The following is a 22,930-nucleotide window of genomic DNA, read 5'->3' on the forward strand; positions in this document are numbered from 1 at the left end:
CCGGATTATTGCGGTTCGGAAAGAGTCTTGTGATTAAAATTGAAGCAACTCAAATGACCCCGTTCAAAACAGGGGTCATTCGGATGAAAGATCAACTATAAGGGGGTGAAAACTTAATAGCGGAAGCGCCCAATCTTGTCCATCACATCGCTGGCTAACTTATGCATTTGCTGACTTTGTTCATCCTGCTGGTTAGCCAAACGGGTCGATGCGGTTGCCGCTTCATGAATGTTGCTGACATTTCGACTGATATCATCGGTGACCTTGGACTGCTCCTCTGCCGCACTGGCGATCTGGGTCGCCATATCCTGGATCCGGTCTGCCGACATAACTATCGTCGCAAGCTCGGTCACGGCAAGCTCTGCATCCTGCAATGCCAGCTCACTCAAGTTTTTTCCCTCTCCCATGGTACTCACAGCTTCTGCCGTGGTCTGACGAAGGCGTTCGATCATGCCCTGGATCTCTTTGGTTGAAGCTTGGGTTTTGGACGCCAATCCCCTGACCTCATCCGCAACCACCGCAAACCCCCGACCATGCTCCCCAGCACGAGCGGCCTCAATCGCTGCATTCAGAGCCAACAAATTGGTCTGTTCTGAAATCGTACGGATCACATCAAGAATCGAACCGATCTGTTGACCCTGTTGCTGCAACTCGGCAATACGCTGTGCCACAACATCTACTTGCACACTCAGTTCACGGATCCCGCTAGCTGAATTGCTCACCACATGCTGACCTCTATGTACCGCTTTGCGGGTCTCATCTACAGCATCAGCGGTAATCTGTGCACTGCTGGAGACGGAATCCGCCGTCGAGGCCATTTCGTGGATGGCCGCTGCAACCAGTTCAATCTCTTCCAATTGCCGATGGCTATTGGACAATCCTTGCTGAGCCAGCTCGGCAGATTGGTGGGCAGCTAGCTGCAGGTCGCGGCCACTTTGTGCCGTATCACTCACAATATGATGAATAGTGCTGACAAACCGGTTGATCCCCTCAGCCAACTCGCCAGTCTCATCTTTACGCATCACATTGAGGCGTTGGGTCAAGTCCCCTCCGGCGGCAGAAAGACGTCCTACCATGCTGGCGGTCTGTTGTACCGGACGCGAGATGGATCCGGCAGCCCAGGCCAAACCGACAAGACCAAGGCATGCCACCACGATCCCAACCAGCAGTTGTATCCATAAACTCTCGCTGAAATCAGCGGCTCTCGCCTGTTCAGCCTGATCAGCATCGGCAAACAGCGCCGTATCAGCCACCTCAATGATGATCCCCCAAGCTTTAGTGACCCCTTTAAGATGGATTGGCACCAGCACGCGCAACTGACCCGAAACTTGCTGACTACTGGCCTCTCCCTTGTTGAGCAGATCCATCAAGCCAGACTCTTCAAGCCGCCCCCCGATCACATCAGGTTGCGCCGAATCCGCGGCGATGATGCCGTGTGGACTGATGATCCTGACCCGGCTCTGGCCAGAGAACACCTGGCCACTTACCTGCTTGGCCAACTGTTGCAGGTAGTTGAGGGAATAGTCGACCCCGACCATCCCCAGATAGCGGCCCTGATCCAGAACGGGCACAACAAAAGAGGTCAAGAGCGTCGGTTGGCCATTCACGGTATAAACGGAAGGGTCGACAGCACAGGCTGCCTTGCTCTCCATCGGACAGAGATACCATTCCGATGCCCGGATACCGGTCTTGCTCAAACTCTTGCTGTAGTAGTCGCCCAGCGGTTTGATGGTGAACCCGGCTGGACCACGACTCCAGTAGGGGGCAAAGTTGCCAGTGGCCTGGCTATGTACCCCGTCAGTCAAATACGCACTGTCCTGACCATCAAAAGTATTAGGCTCCCAACCACTGTAGATACTGAGAAAGTCGCTGTTCCGTTCAGCAACATCCTTGAGCAAGGCAGTCACGGTAGCCCGGTCCAATGGTCTGGGTTGATGAACATTGCCAGCCAGCATGGCGGCAAGTGTCTCTGCTGTATTAAGGGCTTGTTCAAAGGTGCCTGCAATCTCGCCGGCTTGTTGACCAGCCAGAGCCATTAGCCATCGTCCGGCATCCTGACGTGTTGTCTCGCGCATTTCGCCCTGAATACCACCTTGCATAGTCGCAAGAGACAGATAGCTATACCCGACCACACTCAACACGGTAGCCAGTAAAATACAGCCACCAAAAAACATGACCTGATGTTTGATTGAACGAAACACGGCGACTCCAACCTGTAAATGATGCCCTGCTGGTAATGGCAAGCATATTAAGACGGGGACTGGTTGGTTCCGAAGAGCTACCAGTCAGGATTTTCACACTTTGAGCGTTCGATCACGAACATGAAATATTCGCTTACGAAAATAGAGAAAGTGGTCGATACAGGCTCGCCATCTCTGGCTATCGTCCATAAAAACGCCAGCAATGGCTGCTGGCGTCTCGTTTATTCAGCGTGGCGGTTACAAAACAACCGCCATCTTATCCGCGCAGGCCGCCCAGAAATTCGGCCCGGGTATCGGGCTGGGTCTTGAACACCCCGCCGAGGGAGGTGGTGGTGGTATAAGAGGTTGAATCCATCACTCCGCGCGCCTTGACGCAGTAGTGGGTCGCCTTGATGCTGATGGCCACATCCTTGGTACCGAGCAGGGTCTGCAACGCCAGCAGGATCTGCTGGGTCAGCCGCTCCTGCACCTGGGGACGGCGGGCGAAGAACTGCACGATGCGGTTGATCTTCGACAGACCAATCACCTTGCCGCGAGGGATATAGGCCACATGGGCCATGCCATCGATGGTGACGAAGTGGTGTTCGCAGGTGCTGGTGAGGCTGATGTCCCGCACCATGATCATCTCGTCCACCTGCATCTTGTTCTCGATCACCGTCACCTTGGGGAAGGTGGAATAGTCGAGGCCTGAGAAGATCTCGTTGACGTACATCTTGGCGATGCGGTGCGGCGTCTCGGCCAGACTGTCATCGGTCAGATCCAGCCCCAGCGTCTCCATGATGGAGCGCATATGGCCTTCGATCTTCTCCCGCTTCTGCTGGCTGTTAAGCTCGTTGGTGACCAGGGGGGTTTCCAGTCCCTGGGCTTCGAGGGCAGCCCTGACCAGCAAGGCTTCCGGACTTAAGGTTGTCATTATCTTCTCTCCCACGCTCAGGGACTGTGAGGGCAGCTCAAGGAGCAACCCCTTATGTTATGGCGGCGTACAGGGCCGACGGTATAACTGTAATGGTCGCCACACGGGATGTGACGGCCATCTGTTATGGCGGCATAGTAAACGGCCATTGCCGCCAAGATTCAAGTCAACTTGTGCGTCACCTCATACTTTATGGCCATCTCCCCCCGTTTCAGCGCCGATTACCCCGAGATTCCCTTGAGATAACCTGCCCATCCCCGGGGATTTTTGTGATAATCCCGCCTTCAATCATAGAAAGAGGCCATGACGATGGGATTTGATACCAGCGGACTACTCCCCTTAAGCGATGCCCTGCAAGGGATGCTGGAACAACTCGCCTGCTGCTGCGACAGCGAGCAGCAGCCACTGCCAGAGGCCCTTGGCCGGGTTCTTGCCAGCGACATCGCCTCTCCCCTCGCCGTGCCCCCCTTCGACAACTCCGCCATGGATGGTTACGCCGTGCGCCTTGCGGATCTCGCCAGCGGCACCCCTCTCATCATGGCGGGCAAAGCGTTTGCCGGTCAGCCCTATCAGGGCGAATGGCCCGCTGGCCACTGTGTGCGGATCATGACAGGTGCTCCTGTCCCCGCAGGCACAGATGCGGTGGTGATGCAGGAAGAAACGCAGGCCGACGGCAATCGGATCACTTTTCTGGCACAACCCGAACCGGGCCAGAATATCCGCCGCGCCGGCAGCGATATCGGCAAGGGCGCCTGTGTGTTGCAAGCCGGCACCCGCCTTACCCCGCGCGAGATGCCGCTACTGGCCTCCCTCGGCATCGCGACCGTACCGGTACGCCGACCGCTGAAAGTGGCCATCTTCAGCACCGGCGATGAACTCAAGCCAGTTGGCACCCCCCTCGCCCACGGCGATATCTATGACTCCAACCGCTACGGTGTGCGGGCCATGCTGGCGCGGCTGGGCTGCGACTGTCTCGACCTTGGCATCATCCCGGACGACCCGGCCCAACTGCGCGCCGCCTTTATCCACGCCGATGAAGAGGCCGATGTGCTCATCACCACCGGCGGCGTTTCGGTAGGGGAAGCGGACTTCACCAAACAGCTGCTGGACGAGCTCGGCGAGATCGGCTTCTGGAAGCTGGCCATCAAGCCGGGCAAGCCATTTGCCTTCGGCCGCCTGCCCCGCGCCTGGTTCTTCGGCCTGCCGGGCAACCCGGTCTCCGCCATGGTCACCTTCGATCAGCTGGTGCAACCGGCGCTGGCCAAGCTGGCGGGTCAACGCTTCGAGCGCCCGCTTCAGCTGCAGGCCGTCACCACCGAGCAACTCAAAAAGAGTCCGGGCCGACTCGACTTCCAGCGCGGCATCCTGAGTCAGGGACCAAATGGCCTCGAGGTACGCAGCACTGGCTCGCAGGACTCCGCCGTGTTCAGCTCCCTGTCGCGGGCCAACTGCTACATCGTCCTTGAGCGCGAGCGTGGGCGCGTCGCTGCGGGCGAAACCGTCACCGTCGAACCGTTCGGGGGATTGCTGCTGTGAGCGAGATCCTGAGCGACGCCGAGCTGTTGCGCTACAACCGCCAGATCATCCTCAAACCCTTCGATTTCGAGGGGCAGGAGGCACTCAAACAGGCCAGGGTGCTGGTGATCGGCGCCGGCGGCCTTGGCTGCGCCGCCAGCCAGTATCTGGCGGTGGCCGGGGTTGGCCAACTCACCCTGGTCGATTTCGACAAGGTGGAGCTCTCCAATCTGCAGCGTCAGGTGCTACACAACGATGAGCGCATCGGTCACTACAAAGTAGACTCTGCCGCCCAGTCACTGCGTGCCCTCAACCCCTGGCTTGAGGTACAGACCCACGCTGCCGTGGCCGACGAGGTGCTGCTCGATGCCTTGCTGCCCCGGCATCAGCTGGTATTGGATTGCACTGACAACCTGGCCATTCGCAACCTGCTGAATCACAAGGCACGCCAACACAGGGTTCCGTTAGTCAGTGGCGCCGCCATCCGGCTGGAGGGGCAGCTCTGCAGCTTTACCTGGCAGGAAGATGAACCCTGCTACGCCTGCCTCAGCGCCCTGTTTGGCGAGCAGGCCCTCACCTGCGTCGAAGCCGGTGTACTCGCCCCCGTGGTGGGATTGGTGGGCAGCCTGCAAGCGCTCGAAGCCATCAAGATCCTGGCCAGCATGGGCAAAAGCTACAGCGGCCGCCTGCTGATGATCGACGGCTTGAGCGGCACCTTCCGCGAGATGAAGCTGCCCAAGCGCCCCGACTGCCCCGTCTGCTCCCATCCATAAAGCAAACGGGATCAAAAAAGCCGAACCCTGTGGTTCGGCTTTTGTATTCCGATTTAGTAACGGTATCGGGGATCAGAAGATCCCCTTGGCTTTGACCTTTTTCATACTGGCCACCTGACTCGAGAGATCCTCGATCAACGGTTCTGCCTCTGTGCCGACAACACTCTGTCGAGCGGGGGCACTGGCCAGTCGCTGGATCAATCTGTGTTGCTCGCGGATCAGCCGGGATTGCTCTTCCAGTTGGCGAGAGAGCAGCTGGATACTGCTGGCAAGGGGAGCCAGATCCTGCTCGGCCCCTGCTGATGGCAGCTTGCCAGCGATAGCTTCGGCCAACTGGTCATGATCCAGCGCAGCAGGTAGCCCCTGTCTGAGTTCATCCCACATCTCGGCGGGTTGTTGCTCGCCAAGCCGGCTGACAATCTCGTCTACCAGTGAAGTGGTATCACTCTGTCCCAGCTGTGGGGCCAGTCTGGCCACTATCTCGTCGATCATCACATCTGCGGCAGGCTGCGCCTCGCCAGCCACCTCCCCCAGATTGAAACCACAGCTGGCAAAAGCATGACGCAGAGTCGTCATGCTCACCTGCTCCGGCCCCAGCGCATTGGCGATCGCCTTGCAGAGGTTGGGCGCCAGCACATACATGAACATGCCGGAGAGGTAGATATCCTTGTGGAAACGGCTCTTGGAGAAGTCAAACTCCTCGGTGCCCTCCTGGATCTTGCGCGCCCGTTGATACCAGTTCTGCAATACCCCGACCGCATAGCGATCAGACTCCAGCGCACCCGGATCCATGTAGATGGAGAAGGTCATGCGCTTGAGTTGACTACTCATCATCAACCTCGGCCATCACTGGCGCTTCGCGATAGACTTCATCCTCTTCCGTGGTGTAGAGGCAGATTTCACGAGCCAGCGCGGACTGAGCATCGTCCAGCAGCTCGACACGGTCACCCAGGGTGGGATAGGCCGCCTTGATCGCGTCATAAATCAGAGATGCGCCGCCACCGACCAGATAGACACGGTTCGGGTTCTTGGCGAACTTCTTCGCTTCATGCGCAACCTGAGTGCCCAGCTCGTCGATCTTGTTTTGCATCTTTTCGAGGATCTTGGGGATCTGGCTCTCATCGTTGACCACATCGCGTACAAAGCTCATGTCGTGACGACGCTTGATAAACTCGTTGGCCACCAGATAGCTGGAGTCGCTGTCTGCTGCGGCCAGCGCCTTGCGGGTAGCGTCGGTCACCATGGAGACACCGATCTCGTTGTTACCGTAGACATCGGAGACATCATCAAACTCACCGACGATGATCCCCATATCCAGAGTGGTGCCGCCACAGTCGATCACCAGAGTCTTGGTGAACTCGTTGCAGCCTGAGCCCATCAGGCGGGAGAGCGCAGCAGGCAGACTCTCCGGCATCACTTCGACGCTGACGATATTGAACAGCTCGCCCTTGTTAAGGGTGATCGGACGCATCAGGTTGCGGCGTTTCTTCTCGATCTTCTCTTCGTTACGCTGGCAATCATCCGGGTTGTAAAACTCGGTGATGGGCAGGGTCACGGTGATGGCGACATCGCACGGCGTCACTCCGGTCTGCAACAGGGCATGATGCACTGAGAGCAGGTTGAGATCGTCATACTGGTACTCCACGTGGGTGGTGGCCAGAGACTTGTCGGAAGTCGCGTCGTAGGTGTACTTGGTGTTACCTATCTCGTAGTTGTAGATCTTCTTGTCTTTACGCAATGCGGCGCTCTTCCAGTCCTTGCGAAAGGAGTTGGGAGAGATGATGGTCTTGAGCACCTTGTTCTCAATCCAGCTCACCTTGACGTTGGTCGAGCCATCATCGATGGCCATTTTCATTACTTCAGACATGAGGAAACACCTGTTAATAGATCAGAAATGGGTCCGATTGCCTTGCCTTATGCCTTTGGCAAGGCGATCGAACCAATAGATACACGGGGTAAAGGGCGACAAGTTTAATGGGTTTCTAAAATCCGGTGAAGCAAATGATTAAATCCGGAAGGATCTTCCGCGGGCCAGGCGTGGTGGCCGTTGGGGGTGTGGATGGTGGCGTTAGGCAAGGCGGCAAACTGCTCTACCCGTTTGGCCAGCGGCAGGTAGTCGTGACTGGTGGAGATGATGGCCACCGGCTGCCAGATGGAGCCAAGCCGGGCGCGTACCGACCAGCCGGGTAACGCCTCCAGCAGCGCCTTGTAGGTTTTCTTTTTATTGCGCACGAAACGCAGCCGGAAGGTGTGGCGCACCTGCGCCAGATCCGTGCCCGGGAAGAGCTCGCGTCCCAGCCACCAGGCGAGCGGGCGCATGCCAAACCAGCGCAGCCACTTGAGGCGCTGGGCGTAACGCTCCTGCTCTTTGGGGGTCTCCAGCAGAAACTCGCTAAAACCGTTGACCAGCACCAGCCCCTGCACCTTGTGGGGCAGTTGCAGCGCCAGCTCCAGCGCGACCATGGCCCCAAGCGACAATCCCACGACCCAGGCGGGTTCTGGCTGTGCATCGAGCCAGTTCACCACATCGGCTGCCAAGGTCGCGACATCGAACGGCCCCTCCTGCATGCTCTGGCCGTGGCCGCGCAAGTCCAGCGCCACCACCCGGTAGTGTTCGGAAAACCGTTCGATCTGCGCCTGCCAGTCGAGGCTGGAGGAGCCCAGCCCATGCAGCAGCAACAGCAAAGGGCCCTCCCCCGCACTGCGCAGGGCAAGACCGTTGAATTTCATCACCTGATTGCGGCGCATCAGTGTATTGCCTCTCGACTCATCACCTGAACCATCTCTTGTTGTTATGTTGCCCGTGGCCATCCTGCCACGTTATCAGCACGGCGCCCAATCAGCCTTCGCTGACCAGACTCACCGCCTTGATATAAGCGTAGATCTGCTGCTCCGGCGCCAGCGCCAGCCGCCTGGCGGAGCGGCTGGTGATCCGGGCCAGCAGTATCTGCTCACCCAGCGCCAACTGCAACAGGGTCTGGCCGGGGCGCACCTCGCGCACCGCCAGCAGACGGGTGACGAGACAGTTGGAGAGACTGGAGTGCTCGATGGGGGCTGTAGCAATCACCACATCGCGCCCCGCCACCTTGATCTGCAAGGGGCCGCTCTCGTCCGGAACATGGGTCATGGTGACCCGCAGTCGCTGCTCACCAAGCTGCAGAGTCGCCATCTGCTCCTCTTCATCGTAGTGAGAGAGGGTCGCCGCCAGCATCACCCCGGCATCGTCACGGCTGGCGAGTGACAGGTCGGTACGGGCGAAAATCTCGCTCGGCCGGCCTTGCGCCTCCACCCTGCCACCTTCCAGCAGCACCAGCTGATCGCAGAGCAGGCTCACCTCCTCCATGGCGTGGCTGACGAAGATCATCGGGATGCCGCTCTCCTGCTGCAAGCCCTTTAGCACATGGGCCTGATGGATGCGGCTGCGCCGATCGAGCGCAGAAAAAGGCTCATCGAGCAGCAGCAAATCAGGCTCGGCCAGCAGCGCCCGCCCCAGCGCTACCCGCTGGCGTTGGCCGCCAGAGAGGGCATGGGCAGGCTGCCCCAGCAGATCGACAAAACCGAGCCGAGCCGCCAGCGCTTCGGGCTGCCAGCGCCCTCGCCCCTTGCGGGCCGCCAGTTGCAGATTGCCGAGCACCGTCAGATGGGGGAAGAGCCGCGAGTCCTGAAACACCAGCCCGATCCGGCGCGCTTCGGGCAGCAGTTGAGCATACTCCCGATCGCGCCACAGCAAGCGATCCCCGCTTCGGCGATCGAGTCCGGCGATGATGCGCAACAGGGTGCTCTTGCCACAGCCCGAGGGGCCGAACAGGCCTAGGATCCCCCCCAGTTCGAGAGTCAGTGCGCAATCGAGAGTAAATGAGCCAAACTCGCGCCTGGCATGGAGGTTCAGGGCATGGCGGTGCGGCACGTTCACAGGCGGCATAGTAGCGGGCTGGTTCATCCAAACACTCTCCGCTGTCTGCGCTGCAACACCCCGTAGACCAGCACCAGCATCACCAGCGAGAAGGCCATCAGGCCGCCCGCCAGAATATGGGCGTTCTGGTAATCCATCGCCTCCACATGATCAAACAGGGCAATCGAGAGCACCTGGGTCTCGCCGGGGATATTGCCGCCAATCATCAGCACCACGCCAAACTCCCCCAGGGTGTGGGCAAAGCCAAGGGCCGCCGCCATCACGAAGCTGGGCAGGGTCATCGGCAAGATGATGTGGAAAAAGCGCTCCAGCGGGCCGAGCCCCAGGGTCGCAGCAGCTTCCAGCTCCTTGTTGCCCATGTTGACGAAGGCGGAGGTGAGCGGCTGCACCACGAACGGCAGCGAATAGAGGATGGAAGCAAACAGCAGGCCAAGAAAGCTGAAGGCGAGCGGGGCACCAAAGGTGTCGCGCCACCAGGCGCCGAAGCCATATTCGGGGGAGAAGGCGAGCAGCAGATAAAAACCCAGTACCGTGGGAGGCAGCACCAACGGCAGTGCCACCAGCGCCTCCACCAGCGGCCGCAGCCGGTTCTGACTGCGCGACAGCCACCAGGCCAGCGGCGGTGCCAGCAACAGCAAAATCGCTGTGGTGCAGGCCGCAAGCTTCAGGGTGAGCCAGACCGCCAGCAGATCCCCTTCACTCATTGCCGACCTCCCGGTTGATAAATGCCCCCAACGGCATGGTATCCATCCTTATTGCAAAGAGTGGCCGACCCGAAGGCCGACCACTCAGGGTATCGCATCAGGCCCATCCCCTTATTGGGGCAAGGCATAACCAGCTGCCTTGATCTGCGCCTGACCCGGCCCCTTGAGCCAGGCCACCAGCGCCTCGACCGCGGCGCCTTTCTTCAATACCAGCCCCTGCTGCTCAATGGGGGGATAGAAGCTCGCAGGCACTGCCCAGGCTTCACCAGTCTTGCCCGCTTCCACCAGATTGGCCCAGGCGACAAAGCCCAGTTCGGCATTGCCGGTGTCGACAAATTGCCAGGTCTGGCCGATGTTGGCGCCGGTCAGCAACCGGTACTGCTTGGGATCGATCTTGAGATGGGTGAGGGTAGCCATGGCGGCTGCACCATAGGGTGCGGTGCGGGCATTGGCGATGGCGAGGTTGCCTTTCCAGCTACGCAGGGTCGCCTCGTCAGGGGCCGGCCCCCCCTTCTTCCACAGCCCCAGCTGGCCGATGGCGTAGGTGAAGCGATCGCTCCCCTTGCCCTCTTTTTCCAGCTTCTCGGGGGTCGCCGCATCGGCGGAGAGGAAGAGATCGAACGGTGCACCGTGACTGATCTGGGTGTAGAGCACTCCGGTGGCGGCAGACGAGATGGCCAGGGTGTGGCCGGTCTTGGCGGTGAACTCCTTGCCGATACGCTCTATGGTGCCCTTGAAATTGGCCGCCACGGCCACTTTCACTTCATCGGCCTGAACGGCACCGGTATGCAAGGTGGCGGCGCAGACACCGGCGATAACAACAGATAATAGCGGTTTCATTCCCTTTCTCCTGATGGGGCCCGCACATCCGCGCCCCTTGGCGGGGCCGTGGTTCCCGTTGAACCTGCGCCCCTCGTGATGAACAGGTCAGGCTTGCCAGCGGGCAGCGGCGGCGTTGTCGCTCTCCTTAGCCTCGACCCAGCGTTGCACACCCTCGGCTGTCAGCTCTTTTTTCCAGAACGGCGCCCGGGTTTTCAAGAAATCCATGATGAAGTGACAGGCGTCAAAGGCGGCGTCGCGGTGGGCACTGCTCACCGCCACCAGCACGATCTGATCGCCAAGCCACAACTCGCCGATACGATGAATGAGGGTACACTCCTGCAGCGACCAGCGGCGGCGGGCCTCCTGCACGATATCGGCCAGCGCCTTCTCGGTCATACCGGGGTAATGCTCGAGGGCCAATCCCTTCACCTCCTCCCCCTGATTGAAGTCGCGCACCTTGCCAACGAAAGTGACAATGGCGCCACTGTCTGGGCGGGTGGCTAGGCGGGCATATTCGTCCGCCAGCGAGAAATCCTCCCGCTGCACCAGAATGCGATCTGTGATGGTTGCGTCGCTCATCCTTAACCTCCGGTCACCGGCGGGAAGAAGGCCACCTCATCGCCATCGTTGATGGGGGTATCGAGGGGCACCAGGGTCTGATTGACCGCCACCAGCAGTTTGCCCGCCTCGAGGGCGAGCGCCCACTTGTCGCCGCGCTCACAGAGCGCCGCGCGCAGTTGTTCGGCAGTGGCGTAGTCGCACGGCAGGCTCAGCTCGTCGCAGGCCACCAGCTCTCTTACTTGCGCAAAAAACAGTACCTTGATCATGCTTGCTCCCCGCTATTTGACCCCAGCTGAAAATGGCCGGACTTGCCGCCCTTTTTCTCTACCAGCCGCACCTGTTCGATCACCATGTCCTTTTGCACTGCCTTGCACATGTCGTAGATGGTCAGCGCCGCCACCGATGCCGCCGTCAGCGCCTCCATCTCTACCCCGGTCTTGCCGGAGAGCTTGCAGAGGGTGCGGATATGCACCTTGTGCTGCTCGGGCAGCGGCACTATCTCCACCTCGACTTTGGTCAAGGCCAGCGGATGGCAGAGTGGGATCAGATCAGAGGTCTTCTTGGCAGCCATGATGCCGGCGATGCGGGCGGTGGCGAATACATCCCCCTTGTGGTGCTGGCCGCTCAAAATCAGCGCCAGCGTCTCGGGGGCCATGGCAACAAACGCCTCGGCACGGGCTTCACGCTCGGTTACCTGCTTGTCGGTCACATCCACCATATGGGCTTCGCCGCTCTGGTTCAGATGCGTCAGGTTGGGCTGGGTCTGCTTGGTATCGGTCTGGTTCATCACTTGCTCTCAGAGGTGGGAGACAAAGTTGCACGGCTTGGTGCGGGCATCGAGCTGATCGCGGATCAGTTGCTCCCAACCCAGCTGGCAGGCGCCGGTGGAGCCGGGCAGACAGCAGATCAGGGTGCGATTGGCGAGTCCCGCCAGCGCACGGCTCTGCATGGCGGAGCCTTTAATCTCGGCAAAAGAGAGTTGACGGAACATCTCGCCAAAACCCTGTACGGTGCGCTCGAACAGCACACCGACCGCTTCCGGTACCCGGTTCTGTTCATTGAAGCCGGTACCGCCGTTAATCAGTACCACCTGCACCCCCTCATCGGCGATCCACTCGCTCACCCGCGCGCGGATGCGAAACAGGTTGTCCGGGCAGAGCGCCCGATCGGCCAGCTGATGGCCCGCGTCAGTAAGGGCCGAGACCAGATAGTCACCCGAGCTGTCATCGGCGGCAGTGCGGCTGTCGGAGACCGTCAGCACGGCGATCTTGAGGGGAATAAATGCGTTGTGTTTCTGTCCCATCGGGCAGCTCCTTGTGGCTATGGCCGTCAACGAGGCTGGAAGAGAAGGGGTATGAGAGGCCAGCTGTCAGGGCGCAAAAACGGACGCAGACAGGGGTGACCAACTTGCTCAAGCGTGTGACGGCGGGCTGATTCTATCAAAGGTTTCACGAGATATGGGATTTAAAAGACACACAAATCTGATGCTTGTCCCATATATGAACAAAACGCAGGCCGGGCAAACCCGGCCTGTCGTCGCAGGATCAGAACCCTTTCACCTCGGTCATGTCGGGCAGCTGGTGAGCTATCCCCTTGTGACAGTCGATGCAGGTACTTTCACCACTGGCCAGATTGGTAGAGTGCATCTTGGCGGCACGCTGCCCCTGCAGGGAGAAGTCCATGTACTCGAAGTTGTGGCAGTTGCGGCACTCGCGCGAATCGGTCTCTTTCATCCGTTGCCACTCCCGCTCCGCCATCTCGCGCCGGTGCGACTCGAACTTCTCACGGGTATCCACCTTGCCGGTGATCATGCCCCACAGCTCCTTGGAAGCCTGCACCTTGCGGATGATCTTGTAGGTCCACTCGTGCGGTACGTGGCAATCCGGGCAGCTGGCCCGCACACCGGAGCGGTTGGCGTAGTGGATGGTATCGCGATACTCCTCGAACACGTTGTCCTTCATCTCGTGACAGCTGGTGCAGAAGGCCTCGGTGTTGGATGCTTCCATGGCAGTGTTGAAGCCACCCCAGAAAATCACGCCACCGAAGAAGCCCATCAGCAAGATGACCCAGAGAGCCGCCTTCGACGGTGACTTGAAGGTGGTCCACAGACGCTGGATAAAGCCGGGTAATTTCATCTATGGATTCCTCAGTTCAGCGCTTCAACCGGTTTAAAGGTATTTTCCACCAGCGGCTTGGCATCCGCTTGCGGCACATGGCACTGCAGGCAGAAGTAGCGACGCGGCGACACTTCACCCAGGGTCAGGCCGTCGCGGGTCTCGAAGTGAGTCGGACTGATCTTGGGGGCCTTCATGGCGCTGGCATTCTTGAAGCTGTGGCAAGCCAGGCACTTGTTGACCTTGGTATCCACCTCGTAGTTACGAATGTCGTGGGGGATCAGCGGCGGCTGATGCATGTACTGGCGATCGTAGGGCGCGCCATCCTTGCGGAAGTTTTTCAGGGGCGCGGCGGTGGCATCGGTCACCAGATCGGTGGCGCCACGCTCGGACTTGAGGCCACCGGTACTGTTGGTGATCTCGGGGGCCGCTGCCATCAAGGATCCCGCCATCAGGCAGGCCAGCATTGCTCCAATCAGCTTTTTCATTATTTGTTCTCCGACGTTTTTTCTGCCTTGACGGCAAAACCTACAGTGATTTCAAAAACTTGTTCCGCGCAGACATCGATGCAGCGGCCACAGTTGGTACACTCCTGAGCCGCAATCAAGGGCCCGTGACCGCGCTTGGCACCGTGAACAGGCCCGCGCAGGATGGGACGTTCCGGGCAAACCGCATAACAATCCATGCAGTTGTTGCACCGCTCGCGCCCCTTGGCAGAAATCTTGATAAATCCAACCCGGTTGACCAGGGCATAGAAGGCCCCCACCGGACAGAGATGACCGCACCAGCCCCGCTCAACTACGAAGAGATCGAACAGGAACAGCGCTGCAAGCAGGGCCCAGCCAGCCCCCATGCCAAACAGCAGGCCGCGCATGGCCAGCGACACAGGATTGACCAGCTCCCACGCCATCACCCCGACCACCGCTGGCACCACCAGCACCATGGCCAGCAGCCAGTAGCGGGTCGCACGGCTGAACTGGCCATTGCCCTTGAGGCCAAGGCGCACCCTGAGCCAAGCTGCGGCATCCGTGATGAAGTTGACCGGACAGACCCAGGAGCAGAACACTCGTCCCCCGACCAGCCAGTAGCCGGCCAGCACAATGGCAGCCCCTAGCCAGAGGGTGGTGATGGGCCAGTGACCCGCCGCCAGCGACTGCAACAGCGTGAGGGGATCGGTCAGCGGCACCGTCTCCAGCAACAGCGAGCTGGAGAGGTTGCCCTTGAGGATCCAGATGCCCGCCAGCGGCCCCAGCAAAAACAGCCCGAGCACGCTGAACTGACTGAGCCTGCGCAGCAACAGGAAGCGGTGGGAACGCCACCACCCCAGCTTGATGCGAGCCTCTTCCCCCGGATAACGACTCATAACCCCTCCGGTTTGCGGGTGGGCAGGGTGAGCCTGTCGCCGATGAGCGACTTGTTCCCCGCCTTGGCCTTCTCTTCCCAACCGAGCCGGTAGTGATGACCCAGTTCACCTTTGGCGAGCTGGCGTGGCACCACCTTGATGGCCGCTTCCTCCAGCACGCAGGCATGCTCGCACTTGCCACAGCCGGTACAGACATCGCTATGTACCGTGGGCAGGAACATGGCGTGTTTGCCGGTACGCTGGTTATGCTGCAACTCAAGAGTGATCGCCTTGTCAATCAGCGGACAGACCCGATAGCAGACATCGCAGCGCAGACCCAGATAGTTGAGACAGGTCTCGTGATCGATGAGCACTGCTACCCCCATCCGGGCCTGATCGATGTCGGTCATCTGCTGATCCAGCGCCCCGCTCGGACAGGCCACCACGCAAGGGATGTCATCACACATCTCGCAGGGCACGGCACGCGCCTTGAAATAGGGGGTGCCAGTGGTCACAGGGTCAAACAGCCGGGCGAGCTTGAGGGTGTCGTAGGGGCAGGCCTCAACGCAGAGCCCGCAACGCACGCAGGCGCTGAGGAACTCTGTTTCATCGAGAGCGGCGGGCGGACGCAGCGCCTGGGCAGGCACAGCTTGTGCCTGCTGGCGGGCCACACCACCGAGCCCCACGCCAAGCAGGCCCACACCGCAGGCCCCCTTGGCCATGTCGGCCAGAAACTGGCGACGACTACGACTCATCTCGCACTCCCCCGCCTTAAGCCTTCATCACCTTGACGGCGCACTTCTTGTAATCGGTCTCTTTCGAGAGCGGATCGGTGGCGTCCAGGGTCAGCTTGTTGACCAGCTGGCTGGCATCAAAGAAGGGCATGAAGACCAGTCCTTTCGGCGGACGGTTGCGACCACGGGTCTCGACACGGGTCTTCACCTCGCCACGGCGGGAGGAGACGATCACCTCTTCGCCACGACGCACGCCGCGAGCCTTGGCATCGTCCGGGTGCATGAAGAGCACCGCATCCGGGAAGGCACGATAAAGCTCGGGTACCCGACGGGTCATGGTGCCGGTGTGCCAGTGCTCCAGCACGCGACCGGTGGAGAGCCACAGGTCGTACTCTTTATCCGGCGACTCGGCGGCGGGCTCGAACGGCAGGGCGAAGATGACCGCCTTGCCATCTGGCTTGCCATAAAAACGCACTCCCTCGCCCGCTTTCACGTACGGGTCAAACCCTTCGCGGTAGCGCCACAGGGTCTCTTTGCCATCTACCACTGGCCAGCGCAGACCACGCGCTTCGTGGTACTGATCGAACGGCGCCAGATCGTGGCCGTGACCGCGACCGAAGGTGGCGTACTCCTCAAACAGACCCTTCTGGACGTAGAAACCGAAGTGCTCGGCCTCGTCATTCAGCTGCCCTTTGCTCTGCTCTTTCGGGAACTGGTTGACCTGACCGTTGGCATAGAGCACGTCGAACAGGGTCTTGCCCTTCACTTCGGGCATCTTGGCAATCAGCTCAGCTGGCCACACCTCTTCCACCTTGAAGCGCTTGGAGAACTCCATCAGCTGCCACAGGTCGGACTTGGCCCCTTCGGGCGCTTTCACCTGCTGGTGCCAGAACTGGGTACGGCGCTCTGCGTTGCCGTAGGCCCCCTCTTTCTCCACCCACATGGCAGTGGGCAGGATGAGGTCAGCGGCCTGGGCCGTGACGGTCGGGTACGGATCGGAGACCACGATGAAGTTGCGCGGATCGCGATAACCAGGCAGGCGATCGGTATTCATGTTGGGGCCGGCCTGCATGTTGTTGTTGCACATCACCCAGTAGGCGTTGAGCTTGCCATCTTTGAGCATGCGATCCTGCAGCACGGCGTGGAAACCCACCTTGTCGGGAATGGTCCCTTCTGGCAGTTTCCAGATCTTCTCGGCAATGGCGCGGTGCTTGGGCTCGGTCACCACCATGTCGGCAGGCAGACGGTGGGCAAAGGTACCCACTTCACGCGCGGTGCCACAGGCAGAGGGCTGGCCGGTCAGTGAGAAAGGACCATTACCCGGCTCGGAGATCTTGCCGGTCAGCAGGTGGATGTTGTAGCAGAGGTTGTTGGCCCAGACGCCACGGGTATGCTGGTTGAAGCCCATGGTCCAGTAGGAGACCACCTTCTTGGCCGGGTCGGCATAGAGCTTGGCCAGCTTTTCCAGCTTTTCTTTGGAGACGCCGGAGAGCTTGGAGACCGACTCCACATCGTAATCCGCCACGAACTTGGCAAACTCCTCGAAGGTCATCGGAGTGGCATCGCCGCTGTCCGGGTTCTTCGCTTTCTGCTGCAGCGGATCGGTCGGGCGCAGGCCGTAACCGATGTCGGTGACCCCCTTCTTGAACACTGTGTGCTTGTTGACGAAGTCCCAGTTCACCTTGTCGTTCTGGATGATGTAGTTGGCGACATAGTTGAGGATCGCCAGGTCGGTCTGCGGGGTAAACACCATGCCGTTGTCCGCCAGCTCGAAGCTGCGGTGCTCGAAGGTCGAGAGCACATGCACCTGCACATCCGGGTTGGAGAGACGGCGATCGGACATCCGCGACCAGAGGATGGGGTGCATCTCGGCCATGTTGGAGCCCCACAGCACGAACGCATCGGCCTGCTCGATATCGTCGTAGCAGCCCATCGGTTCGTCCATGCCGAAGGTACGCATGAAGCCGACGACCGCAGAGGCCATGCAGTGACGGGCATTGGGATCGATGTTGTTGGATCGGAAACCGGCCTTCATCAGCTTGGCGGCGGCGTAACCTTCCCAGACGGTCCACTGGCCGGAGCCGAACATGCCGACGGCGGTCGGCCCCTTCTCTTTCAGGGTCGCCTTGAACTTCTCGGCCATGATGTCGAACGCCTGATCCCAGCTGATGGGGGCAAAGTCACCATCCTTGTCGAACTGGCCGTTCTTCATCCGCAGCATCGGCTGGGTCAGGCGATCCTGGCCGTACATGATCTTGGAGAGGAAGTAGCCCTTGATGCAGTTGAGGCCACGGTTGACCGGTGCATCGGGGTCACCCTGAGTCGCCACGACCCGACCATCCTGAGAGCCCACCAGCACGGAGCAGCCGGTACCGCAGAAGCGGCAGGGAGCCTTATCCCAATGGATGGCAGTCTTGTCGGTACTGGTGATGAGATTGGCTGCCAGCGTGGGGGCACTGACACCGGCCACGGCAGCGGCAGCTGCCACCGCGTTGGCCTTCATAAAGTCGCGTCGACTCAGCTTCATGGCATATCCTCACATTGCTTATCGCGTAATAGTTGTCGAATCTGTCGAACGGGAGCCAGCCATCAGCGGCAGAGGGCACGCCCGGCATCCCATCACTCTTTTCAGTGACCGCCCAGTTCATCGAACTGGTGGTAAATCAGGGCGGCTGAGAGCACACCCGGCATCGCCTGTATCGCATCAATGGCCGCCATGATCGGCCGCTGGCTCGGACCTTCCAGGGTCACGACCAGCTTGCCCTCGTCACTGACGGCGTGGATCTCGGCCCCTTCAAGGGCGCCAATCTGCTCGGCGAGCTGATGGCGCAAAGGGGGCTGGGTCAGCACCACCAGACTCGATACATGGAACTCCTGATCCATTGTGGCTTCTGTGTCACACGGCTTCTGACTCATTCTGACTCCTGCTTGAGGGTGGGCTGGCTCGCACCACCGGATGGGGCGGCTCGCCCGTCGACCTTGATGCTGCCAACCGGACAATCCTGCACACAGGCGCCGCAGCCATTACAGCGATCCGGCTCGACCGTCGGGGTGGGCACACGCCCCAGCACCGGAATAAAACGAATGGCATTGGGCTCGCAGCTGTCCTGACAGCGCTGGCAGAACACCTGACCATTGGCCAGACAGTTGGCCTCGATATGGGCCTTATAGTGCCAGGGAGACTCGCTGGTCGGGCGAAACACAGGCGCCTTGCAGACCGTGGCGCACTCGGTGCAGAAGGTGCATTCACCACGCTGGAAATCGACCACCGGAAAACCGCCCTCGCCATTCACCAGGATCTGCTCCGGACAGGCCGCCAGACAGTCCCCGCAGCGGGTGCAGTCGGCGACAAATGTCGACCAATTGACTGACCAGGGCAACTGCACCGGCGGTTCGGCAGTTCTCAGCCGCCCCCGGAACAGGCCGCGGCGGGCAAGATCGATCTCATCCGGCATGTTGACTCCTGTTCTGGTGAAAAAGGGGACAGTGCGAGTCCATGATTGGCATTCTTGATACCAATTATAAGAGTGGGTGTATATTGCGGCCCTGACAAGGTAAGGGATATACCACCAGGGAGATAAACAGGGGGGATTCTTGCGCCAGATCAAAGCCTTGCAGCGCAATAAAAAAGGAGGTATCGGTTAAAATACCTCCATGTGAGGATTGCTATTTAATCGTTGGCGATTTTTTGCGGTTATCCGCCGATCGAGGCGAGATGAGGGGTGATGCCGGCATTGCCCTCATGGAGACGATGGGTGGCACTCTTGCCCGCCAGTGCCGCGCGAATGCGCTGTTGCAGCTCATCGGATTGTGCATCTGCGCCGAGCAGATCCCGCAAGTCGATGCCGTTGTCACCAAACAGGCACAGATGCAGCTTCCCCAGCGAGGAGACCCGCAGCCGGTTGCAACCGGCACAGAAATCCTTGCTGTAGGGCATGATAAGCCCCACCCCACCTTGCGAATCGGGGTGCATAAAGACCTGCGCCGGACCGTCATCCGAGCCCCGCAACTGCTGCACCCAGCCGCTCTCCAGCAAGCGCTGTTTGATCTGCTCGCCGCTGACATGGTGGTCACGAAACAGGGTATCCATCTCGCCGGTCTGCATCAGCTCGATAAAGCGCAGCTCGATAGGCTTGTGCCTGATCCAGCCCAGAAAGGCATCGAGCTGGTAGTCGTTGAGCCCCTTGAGCAGCACCGCATTGATCTTCACCGATTTGAAACCGGCGGCCAGTGCTGCTTCGATCCCCTCCATCACCTCGGCCAGCTTGTTCTCACCGGTGATCTGGTGAAACTGGCGCGGGTCGAGACTGTCGACACTGACATTCAGCGCGTTGAGTCCGGCATCAAACCACTCCTGAGCCCGCTCCTTGAGGCGATAGCCGTTGGTGGTCATGGCGACCTTCTCGATACCCGGGGTGGTGGCAATCACCTTGACGATCTCGGTGAAATCGCGGCGCAGGGAGGGCTCGCCCCCCGTGATGCGCACCTTGCGGGTGCCCATGGCGGCAAAACCGCTGACCACGCGGCGGATCTCGTCAATCGAGAGAAAGGGTTGACGCCCCGCTTTGTGACCTTCTGGGGGTCGATAACCGTCAGGCAGGCAATAGGTGCAACGGAAATTGCACACATCGGTCACCGACAGACGCAAATAGTAAAAACGACGGGAAAAACCATCTTCAAGTGGCAACATAAACACCTTTCCAAATACGGGAGGCCAGGGCATTTCTTTCCTGACCCTTACAGCTCGAACGTCGGCTGACGGCTGGTTTCCCCCTATCGCTAGGACTTAGGCAAAACCGCTCGGAGTTCATCTAGTTTTTCGATGCTAACACAAGTTGGAGTACACTCCCACGCATCTTGCGGGGTCCTTATCACTATTCAGAGGTGCGCATCAGTATGGGAAAACGGTTCAGGGTCCATTCGGTCAGCAGTGCCATTGGCCGCGCCATGGTGTTGATCCTCTTCATGGCCAGCCTGATCGCGCTGGTCGCCATGGTCACCCTCTTCTACTCGGTACCCGATGCCAAGGCGATCAACCTCTCCGGTTCGCTGCGGATGCAAGCCTACCGGATGGCCTACGAAATCGAGCGGGGCGACAGCGTGCTGGGGCGCCTCTCCCAATTTGAAGAGACCCTGCACGCCGAAGAGCTGCAGGAGACCCAGCGCTGGATCACTCCTGCCTCCCTGCGTCGCACCTATGGCGAGGTGCTCGGCCAGTGGCAGGTAATGCGCCAGCACATCGAGGATCGCACCCCCAGACGGTACACCGATAACACCGAGCAGTTTGTGGCGGCCATCGACAATTTCGTCAATCAGATGCAGTACCACGTGGAATTCAAGGTGCGGATGCTGGCACTGGCGGAGGGGCTCGGCCTGCTGGCCATCATCACCATCGCCTGGTTTACAGTGCGCTTCACCCGCCAGCAGGTGGTCGCCCCCCTCAACCAGCTGGTCTACTGCGCCCGCCAGATCCAGCGGCAGGATTTCGATCTTAAGCTGCCCGCCCACGGCGAAAATGAGCTGGGGGAGCTGTCGCGCGCCTTCGTCACCATGGCGGACGAGCTGGGCAAGCTCTATCGGGAACTGGAAAACAAGGTGGAAGAGAAAACCGCCAAGCTGCAGCAGGCCAATGACACCCTCTCGTTTCTCTACTCGACCGCCCAGAAGCTGCACGCTGCCCCGCTCAGCACCCGTACCCTTATCAAACTGCTAGACCGCGCCGCCGCCCACCAGCATATCGACCACATCCGGCTGACCCGCTTCGAGCACAAAGCCATGCCGGTCTACATCTCGGGGCGCACCGGCTGGCCCGGCGATCTCGATGCGGTCGCCAGCTTCTATCTGCAGATGGATGAGCAGGAGTTCGGCCGCCTCGACATCATCAGCCAGCACCCCATCGATGAGCGGTTGATCAAGAACTTCACCATGCTGCTGGCTCAGGTGCTGCACAAAGACCAGACCCTGCTGCAACAGCAGCGACTGCTGCTGATGGAGGAGCGGGCGGTGATCGCCCGGGAGCTGCACGACTCGCTGGCGCAGGCCCTCTCCTACCTCAAGATCCAGTCCACCCTGCTCAAGCGCTCTTACGCCAAGGAGCAGCATGACAAGGCGCAGGAGGCGATGCAGCAGATCGACGAGGGGCTTAGCAATGCCTATACCCAGTTGCGTGAACTGCTCGGTACCTTCCGTCTCACCATTGGCGATGCCAATCTGGGGGAAGCGATCCGCGTCATGCTTGATCAACTGCAGCCTCAGACCCAGGCCGAAATCCGGTTCCATTACGGACTGGCCGACAACGACCTGGAGGCGGGCCAGCATATCCACATTTTGCAGTTGATCCGTGAGGCAGTGCTCAATGCCATCAAACATGCAAACGCGCAAGTGATTGATGTTAGCTGTGAGACCCTCGCCAGTGGTAACATTGAGGTTCAGATTTCAGATGACGGTGTCGGGATCGGACTCGCCAGCTCGGCGATCAACCATTACGGGTTGAGCATCATGAACGAGCGCGCCAGCAAACTGCACGGTCTGCTGACCATCAACGAGCAGCAACCACAAGGCACCTGCGTGCATCTGACCTTTCCCACCAGTCTAGCGAGAGACGCCTGATGGACGAGATGAAATACACAGTTCTGGTCGTAGATGACCATCCCCTCATGCGCAAAGGGATTGTGCAGTTGCTGGCTCTGGAAGAGAACATGGAGGTGACCGGTGAAGCCTCCAACGGCACAGATGCCGTGGCGCTGGCCAAAGAGTCCGAGCCGGACCTGATCCTGCTAGACCTCAACATGAAGGGGCTCTCCGGCCTCGATACCCTCAAGGCGCTGCGGGCCGAAGAGATCACCTCCCGGGTGGTGATCCTCACCGTCTCCGATGCCCGCCAGGATGTGGTGGCTTTGCTCAAGGCGGGTGCCGACGGCTACCTGCTCAAGGATACCGAACCTGATCTGCTGCTGGCCCAGCTGGCCGACGTGATGACCGGCAAGCAGATCCTGAGCGAACCGCTGCGCCCCTATCTCGAAAACATCTACGAGCTGGATCACTTGCAGCAGAAGCTGGAAAGCTTAACGCGTCGCGAAATGCAAATCCTGCGCGAAATTGCAAAAGGCCTCTCCAACAAACAGGTCGCCTCGGTACTCCATATCTCCGAGGGAACGGTCAAGGTTCACGTGAAGAGCCTGCTGAAGAAACTCGAGGCGCAAAGCCGCGTGGAAGCGGCTGTCATGTATCTGGAGCAGCGCAACTAAGCGCTCTCAACCGCCCGAAAAGCCACCCTCCGGTGGCTTTTTTCATTCTCTGGCACAGTCGCTGCATTGTCATATTCAGCAACTACTCAAT

The 22,930-nt window shown here is 59.8% G+C and carries 24 protein-coding genes and 1 riboswitch; of the genes, 4 read left to right on the top strand and 20 right to left on the bottom strand.

Annotated features, from left to right (window positions below):
- Window positions 1-113 precede the first annotated feature (113 nt).
- Together VF684_RS03955 and folE are read right to left on the bottom strand one after the other, a co-directional pair.
- Entirely contained in the window at window positions 114-2,201 is a 2,088-nt protein-coding gene (locus VF684_RS03955; RefSeq protein WP_139440141.1) for a methyl-accepting chemotaxis protein, read from the bottom strand.
- A gap of 256 nt (window positions 2,202-2,457) precedes the next feature.
- Complete coding sequence (gene folE, locus VF684_RS03960; protein ID WP_005334419.1) at window positions 2,458-3,114, bottom strand: GTP cyclohydrolase I FolE; 657 nt, start codon at window positions 3,112-3,114, stop codon at window positions 2,458-2,460.
- Between the two features lie 309 nt (window positions 3,115-3,423).
- Between folE and moeA the strand changes: the two genes are divergently transcribed.
- The gene (moeA, locus tag VF684_RS03965; protein ID WP_440173827.1) at window positions 3,424-4,650 is read left to right on the top strand and encodes a molybdopterin molybdotransferase MoeA; all 1,227 of its coding nucleotides are present in this window, start codon (window positions 3,424-3,426) and stop codon (window positions 4,648-4,650) included.
- Window positions 4,647-5,402 carry a molybdopterin-synthase adenylyltransferase MoeB gene (gene moeB / locus VF684_RS03970; protein WP_279477106.1) on the top strand — a complete coding sequence of 252 codons (756 nt, stop codon included), beginning with the start codon at window positions 4,647-4,649 and terminating at the stop codon, window positions 5,400-5,402. The genes moeA and moeB overlap by 4 nt, the downstream gene beginning before the upstream one ends.
- Window positions 5,403-5,474: 72 nt before the next feature.
- Here moeB and VF684_RS03975 read toward each other — a convergent pair whose 3' ends face one another.
- From VF684_RS03975 to moaA, 18 genes are all read right to left on the bottom strand, one after another.
- Window positions 5,475-6,236 carry a hypothetical protein gene (locus VF684_RS03975; protein WP_234879858.1) on the bottom strand — a complete coding sequence of 254 codons (762 nt, stop codon included), beginning with the start codon at window positions 6,234-6,236 and terminating at the stop codon, window positions 5,475-5,477.
- Window positions 6,226-7,269, bottom strand: a complete 1,044-nt coding sequence (gene parM, locus VF684_RS03980; RefSeq protein WP_139440137.1) for a plasmid segregation protein ParM domain-containing protein — start codon at window positions 7,267-7,269, stop codon at window positions 6,226-6,228. Before parM ends, VF684_RS03975 begins: the two co-directional genes overlap by 11 nt.
- Before the next feature lie 104 nt (window positions 7,270-7,373).
- Entirely contained in the window at window positions 7,374-8,150 is a 777-nt protein-coding gene (locus tag VF684_RS03985; RefSeq protein WP_279474881.1) for an alpha/beta fold hydrolase, read from the bottom strand.
- A gap of 91 nt (window positions 8,151-8,241) precedes the next feature.
- A complete protein-coding gene (gene modC / locus VF684_RS03990) occupies window positions 8,242-9,342 on the bottom strand; it encodes a molybdenum ABC transporter ATP-binding protein (RefSeq protein WP_244775601.1) in 1,101 nt (366 codons plus the stop codon).
- Window positions 9,339-10,019, bottom strand: coding sequence for a molybdate ABC transporter permease subunit (gene modB / locus VF684_RS03995; RefSeq protein WP_005361814.1), 681 nt, complete (start codon window positions 10,017-10,019; stop codon window positions 9,339-9,341). The genes modC and modB overlap by 4 nt, the downstream gene beginning before the upstream one ends.
- A gap of 111 nt (window positions 10,020-10,130) precedes the next feature.
- A complete protein-coding gene (gene modA, locus VF684_RS04000; protein ID WP_043821148.1) occupies window positions 10,131-10,859 on the bottom strand; it encodes a molybdate ABC transporter substrate-binding protein in 729 nt (242 codons plus the stop codon).
- 87 nt (window positions 10,860-10,946) lie between these two features.
- A complete protein-coding gene (gene moaE, locus VF684_RS04005) occupies window positions 10,947-11,420 on the bottom strand; it encodes a molybdopterin synthase catalytic subunit MoaE (protein ID WP_244775600.1) in 474 nt (157 codons plus the stop codon).
- Between the two features lie 2 nt (window positions 11,421-11,422).
- Window positions 11,423-11,668, bottom strand: a complete 246-nt coding sequence (gene moaD / locus VF684_RS04010) for a molybdopterin synthase sulfur carrier subunit (protein ID WP_005353453.1) — start codon at window positions 11,666-11,668, stop codon at window positions 11,423-11,425.
- Complete coding sequence (gene moaC, locus VF684_RS04015; protein WP_101530463.1) at window positions 11,665-12,189, bottom strand: cyclic pyranopterin monophosphate synthase MoaC; 525 nt, start codon at window positions 12,187-12,189, stop codon at window positions 11,665-11,667. Before moaC ends, moaD begins: the two co-directional genes overlap by 4 nt.
- 9 nt (window positions 12,190-12,198) lie before the next feature.
- Entirely contained in the window at window positions 12,199-12,705 is a 507-nt protein-coding gene (moaB, locus tag VF684_RS04020) for a molybdenum cofactor biosynthesis protein B (protein WP_005344126.1), read from the bottom strand.
- Window positions 12,706-12,946: 241 nt separating this feature from the next.
- A complete protein-coding gene (locus VF684_RS04025; protein ID WP_279474870.1) occupies window positions 12,947-13,537 on the bottom strand; it encodes a cytochrome c3 family protein in 591 nt (196 codons plus the stop codon).
- Window positions 13,538-13,548: 11 nt separating this feature from the next.
- Window positions 13,549-14,004, bottom strand: coding sequence for a nitrate reductase cytochrome c-type subunit (locus tag VF684_RS04030; RefSeq protein ID WP_005334452.1), 456 nt, complete (start codon window positions 14,002-14,004; stop codon window positions 13,549-13,551).
- Window positions 14,004-14,879: a quinol dehydrogenase ferredoxin subunit NapH gene (napH, locus tag VF684_RS04035; RefSeq protein WP_279474868.1), complete on the bottom strand. Its 876-nt coding sequence runs from the start codon at window positions 14,877-14,879 to the stop codon at window positions 14,004-14,006. Before napH ends, VF684_RS04030 begins: the two co-directional genes overlap by 1 nt.
- The gene (napG, locus tag VF684_RS04040; protein ID WP_058059905.1) at window positions 14,876-15,613 is read right to left on the bottom strand and encodes a ferredoxin-type protein NapG; all 738 of its coding nucleotides are present in this window, start codon (window positions 15,611-15,613) and stop codon (window positions 14,876-14,878) included. The genes napH and napG overlap by 4 nt, the downstream gene beginning before the upstream one ends.
- Window positions 15,614-15,629: 16 nt before the next feature.
- On the bottom strand, window positions 15,630-18,119 hold the full coding sequence (napA, locus tag VF684_RS04045; RefSeq protein ID WP_227274011.1) for a nitrate reductase catalytic subunit NapA: 2,490 nt from the start codon (window positions 18,117-18,119) through the stop codon (window positions 15,630-15,632).
- Between the two features lie 101 nt (window positions 18,120-18,220).
- Window positions 18,221-18,475: a chaperone NapD gene (locus VF684_RS04050; RefSeq protein WP_031227438.1), complete on the bottom strand. Its 255-nt coding sequence runs from the start codon at window positions 18,473-18,475 to the stop codon at window positions 18,221-18,223.
- A 29-nt stretch (window positions 18,476-18,504) separates the two neighbouring features.
- Window positions 18,505-19,047, bottom strand: a complete 543-nt coding sequence (napF, locus tag VF684_RS04055) for a ferredoxin-type protein NapF (RefSeq protein WP_106842667.1) — start codon at window positions 19,045-19,047, stop codon at window positions 18,505-18,507.
- A 239-nt stretch (window positions 19,048-19,286) separates the two neighbouring features.
- Window positions 19,287-20,282: a GTP 3',8-cyclase MoaA gene (gene moaA / locus VF684_RS04060; protein ID WP_043821348.1), complete on the bottom strand. Its 996-nt coding sequence runs from the start codon at window positions 20,280-20,282 to the stop codon at window positions 19,287-19,289.
- Window positions 20,270-20,410: riboswitch (molybdenum cofactor riboswitch) on the bottom strand. (Overlaps the previous gene by 13 nt.)
- Before the next feature lie 78 nt (window positions 20,411-20,488).
- Here moaA and narQ point away from each other — a divergent pair.
- Window positions 20,489-22,201 (top strand): nitrate/nitrite two-component system sensor histidine kinase NarQ, encoded by a 1,713-nt coding sequence (gene narQ / locus VF684_RS04065; RefSeq protein ID WP_139440132.1) that lies wholly within the window; start codon window positions 20,489-20,491, stop codon window positions 22,199-22,201.
- Window positions 22,201-22,839: a two-component system response regulator NarL gene (gene narL, locus VF684_RS04070; protein ID WP_005334471.1), complete on the top strand. Its 639-nt coding sequence runs from the start codon at window positions 22,201-22,203 to the stop codon at window positions 22,837-22,839. The genes narQ and narL overlap by 1 nt, the downstream gene beginning before the upstream one ends.
- The last annotated feature ends 91 nt before the right edge of the window (window positions 22,840-22,930 follow it).

It is taken from the genome of Aeromonas sp. Lyrl_2 (assembly GCF_051948815.1).
Lineage (GTDB): Bacteria > Pseudomonadota > Gammaproteobacteria > Enterobacterales > Aeromonadaceae > Aeromonas > Aeromonas veronii.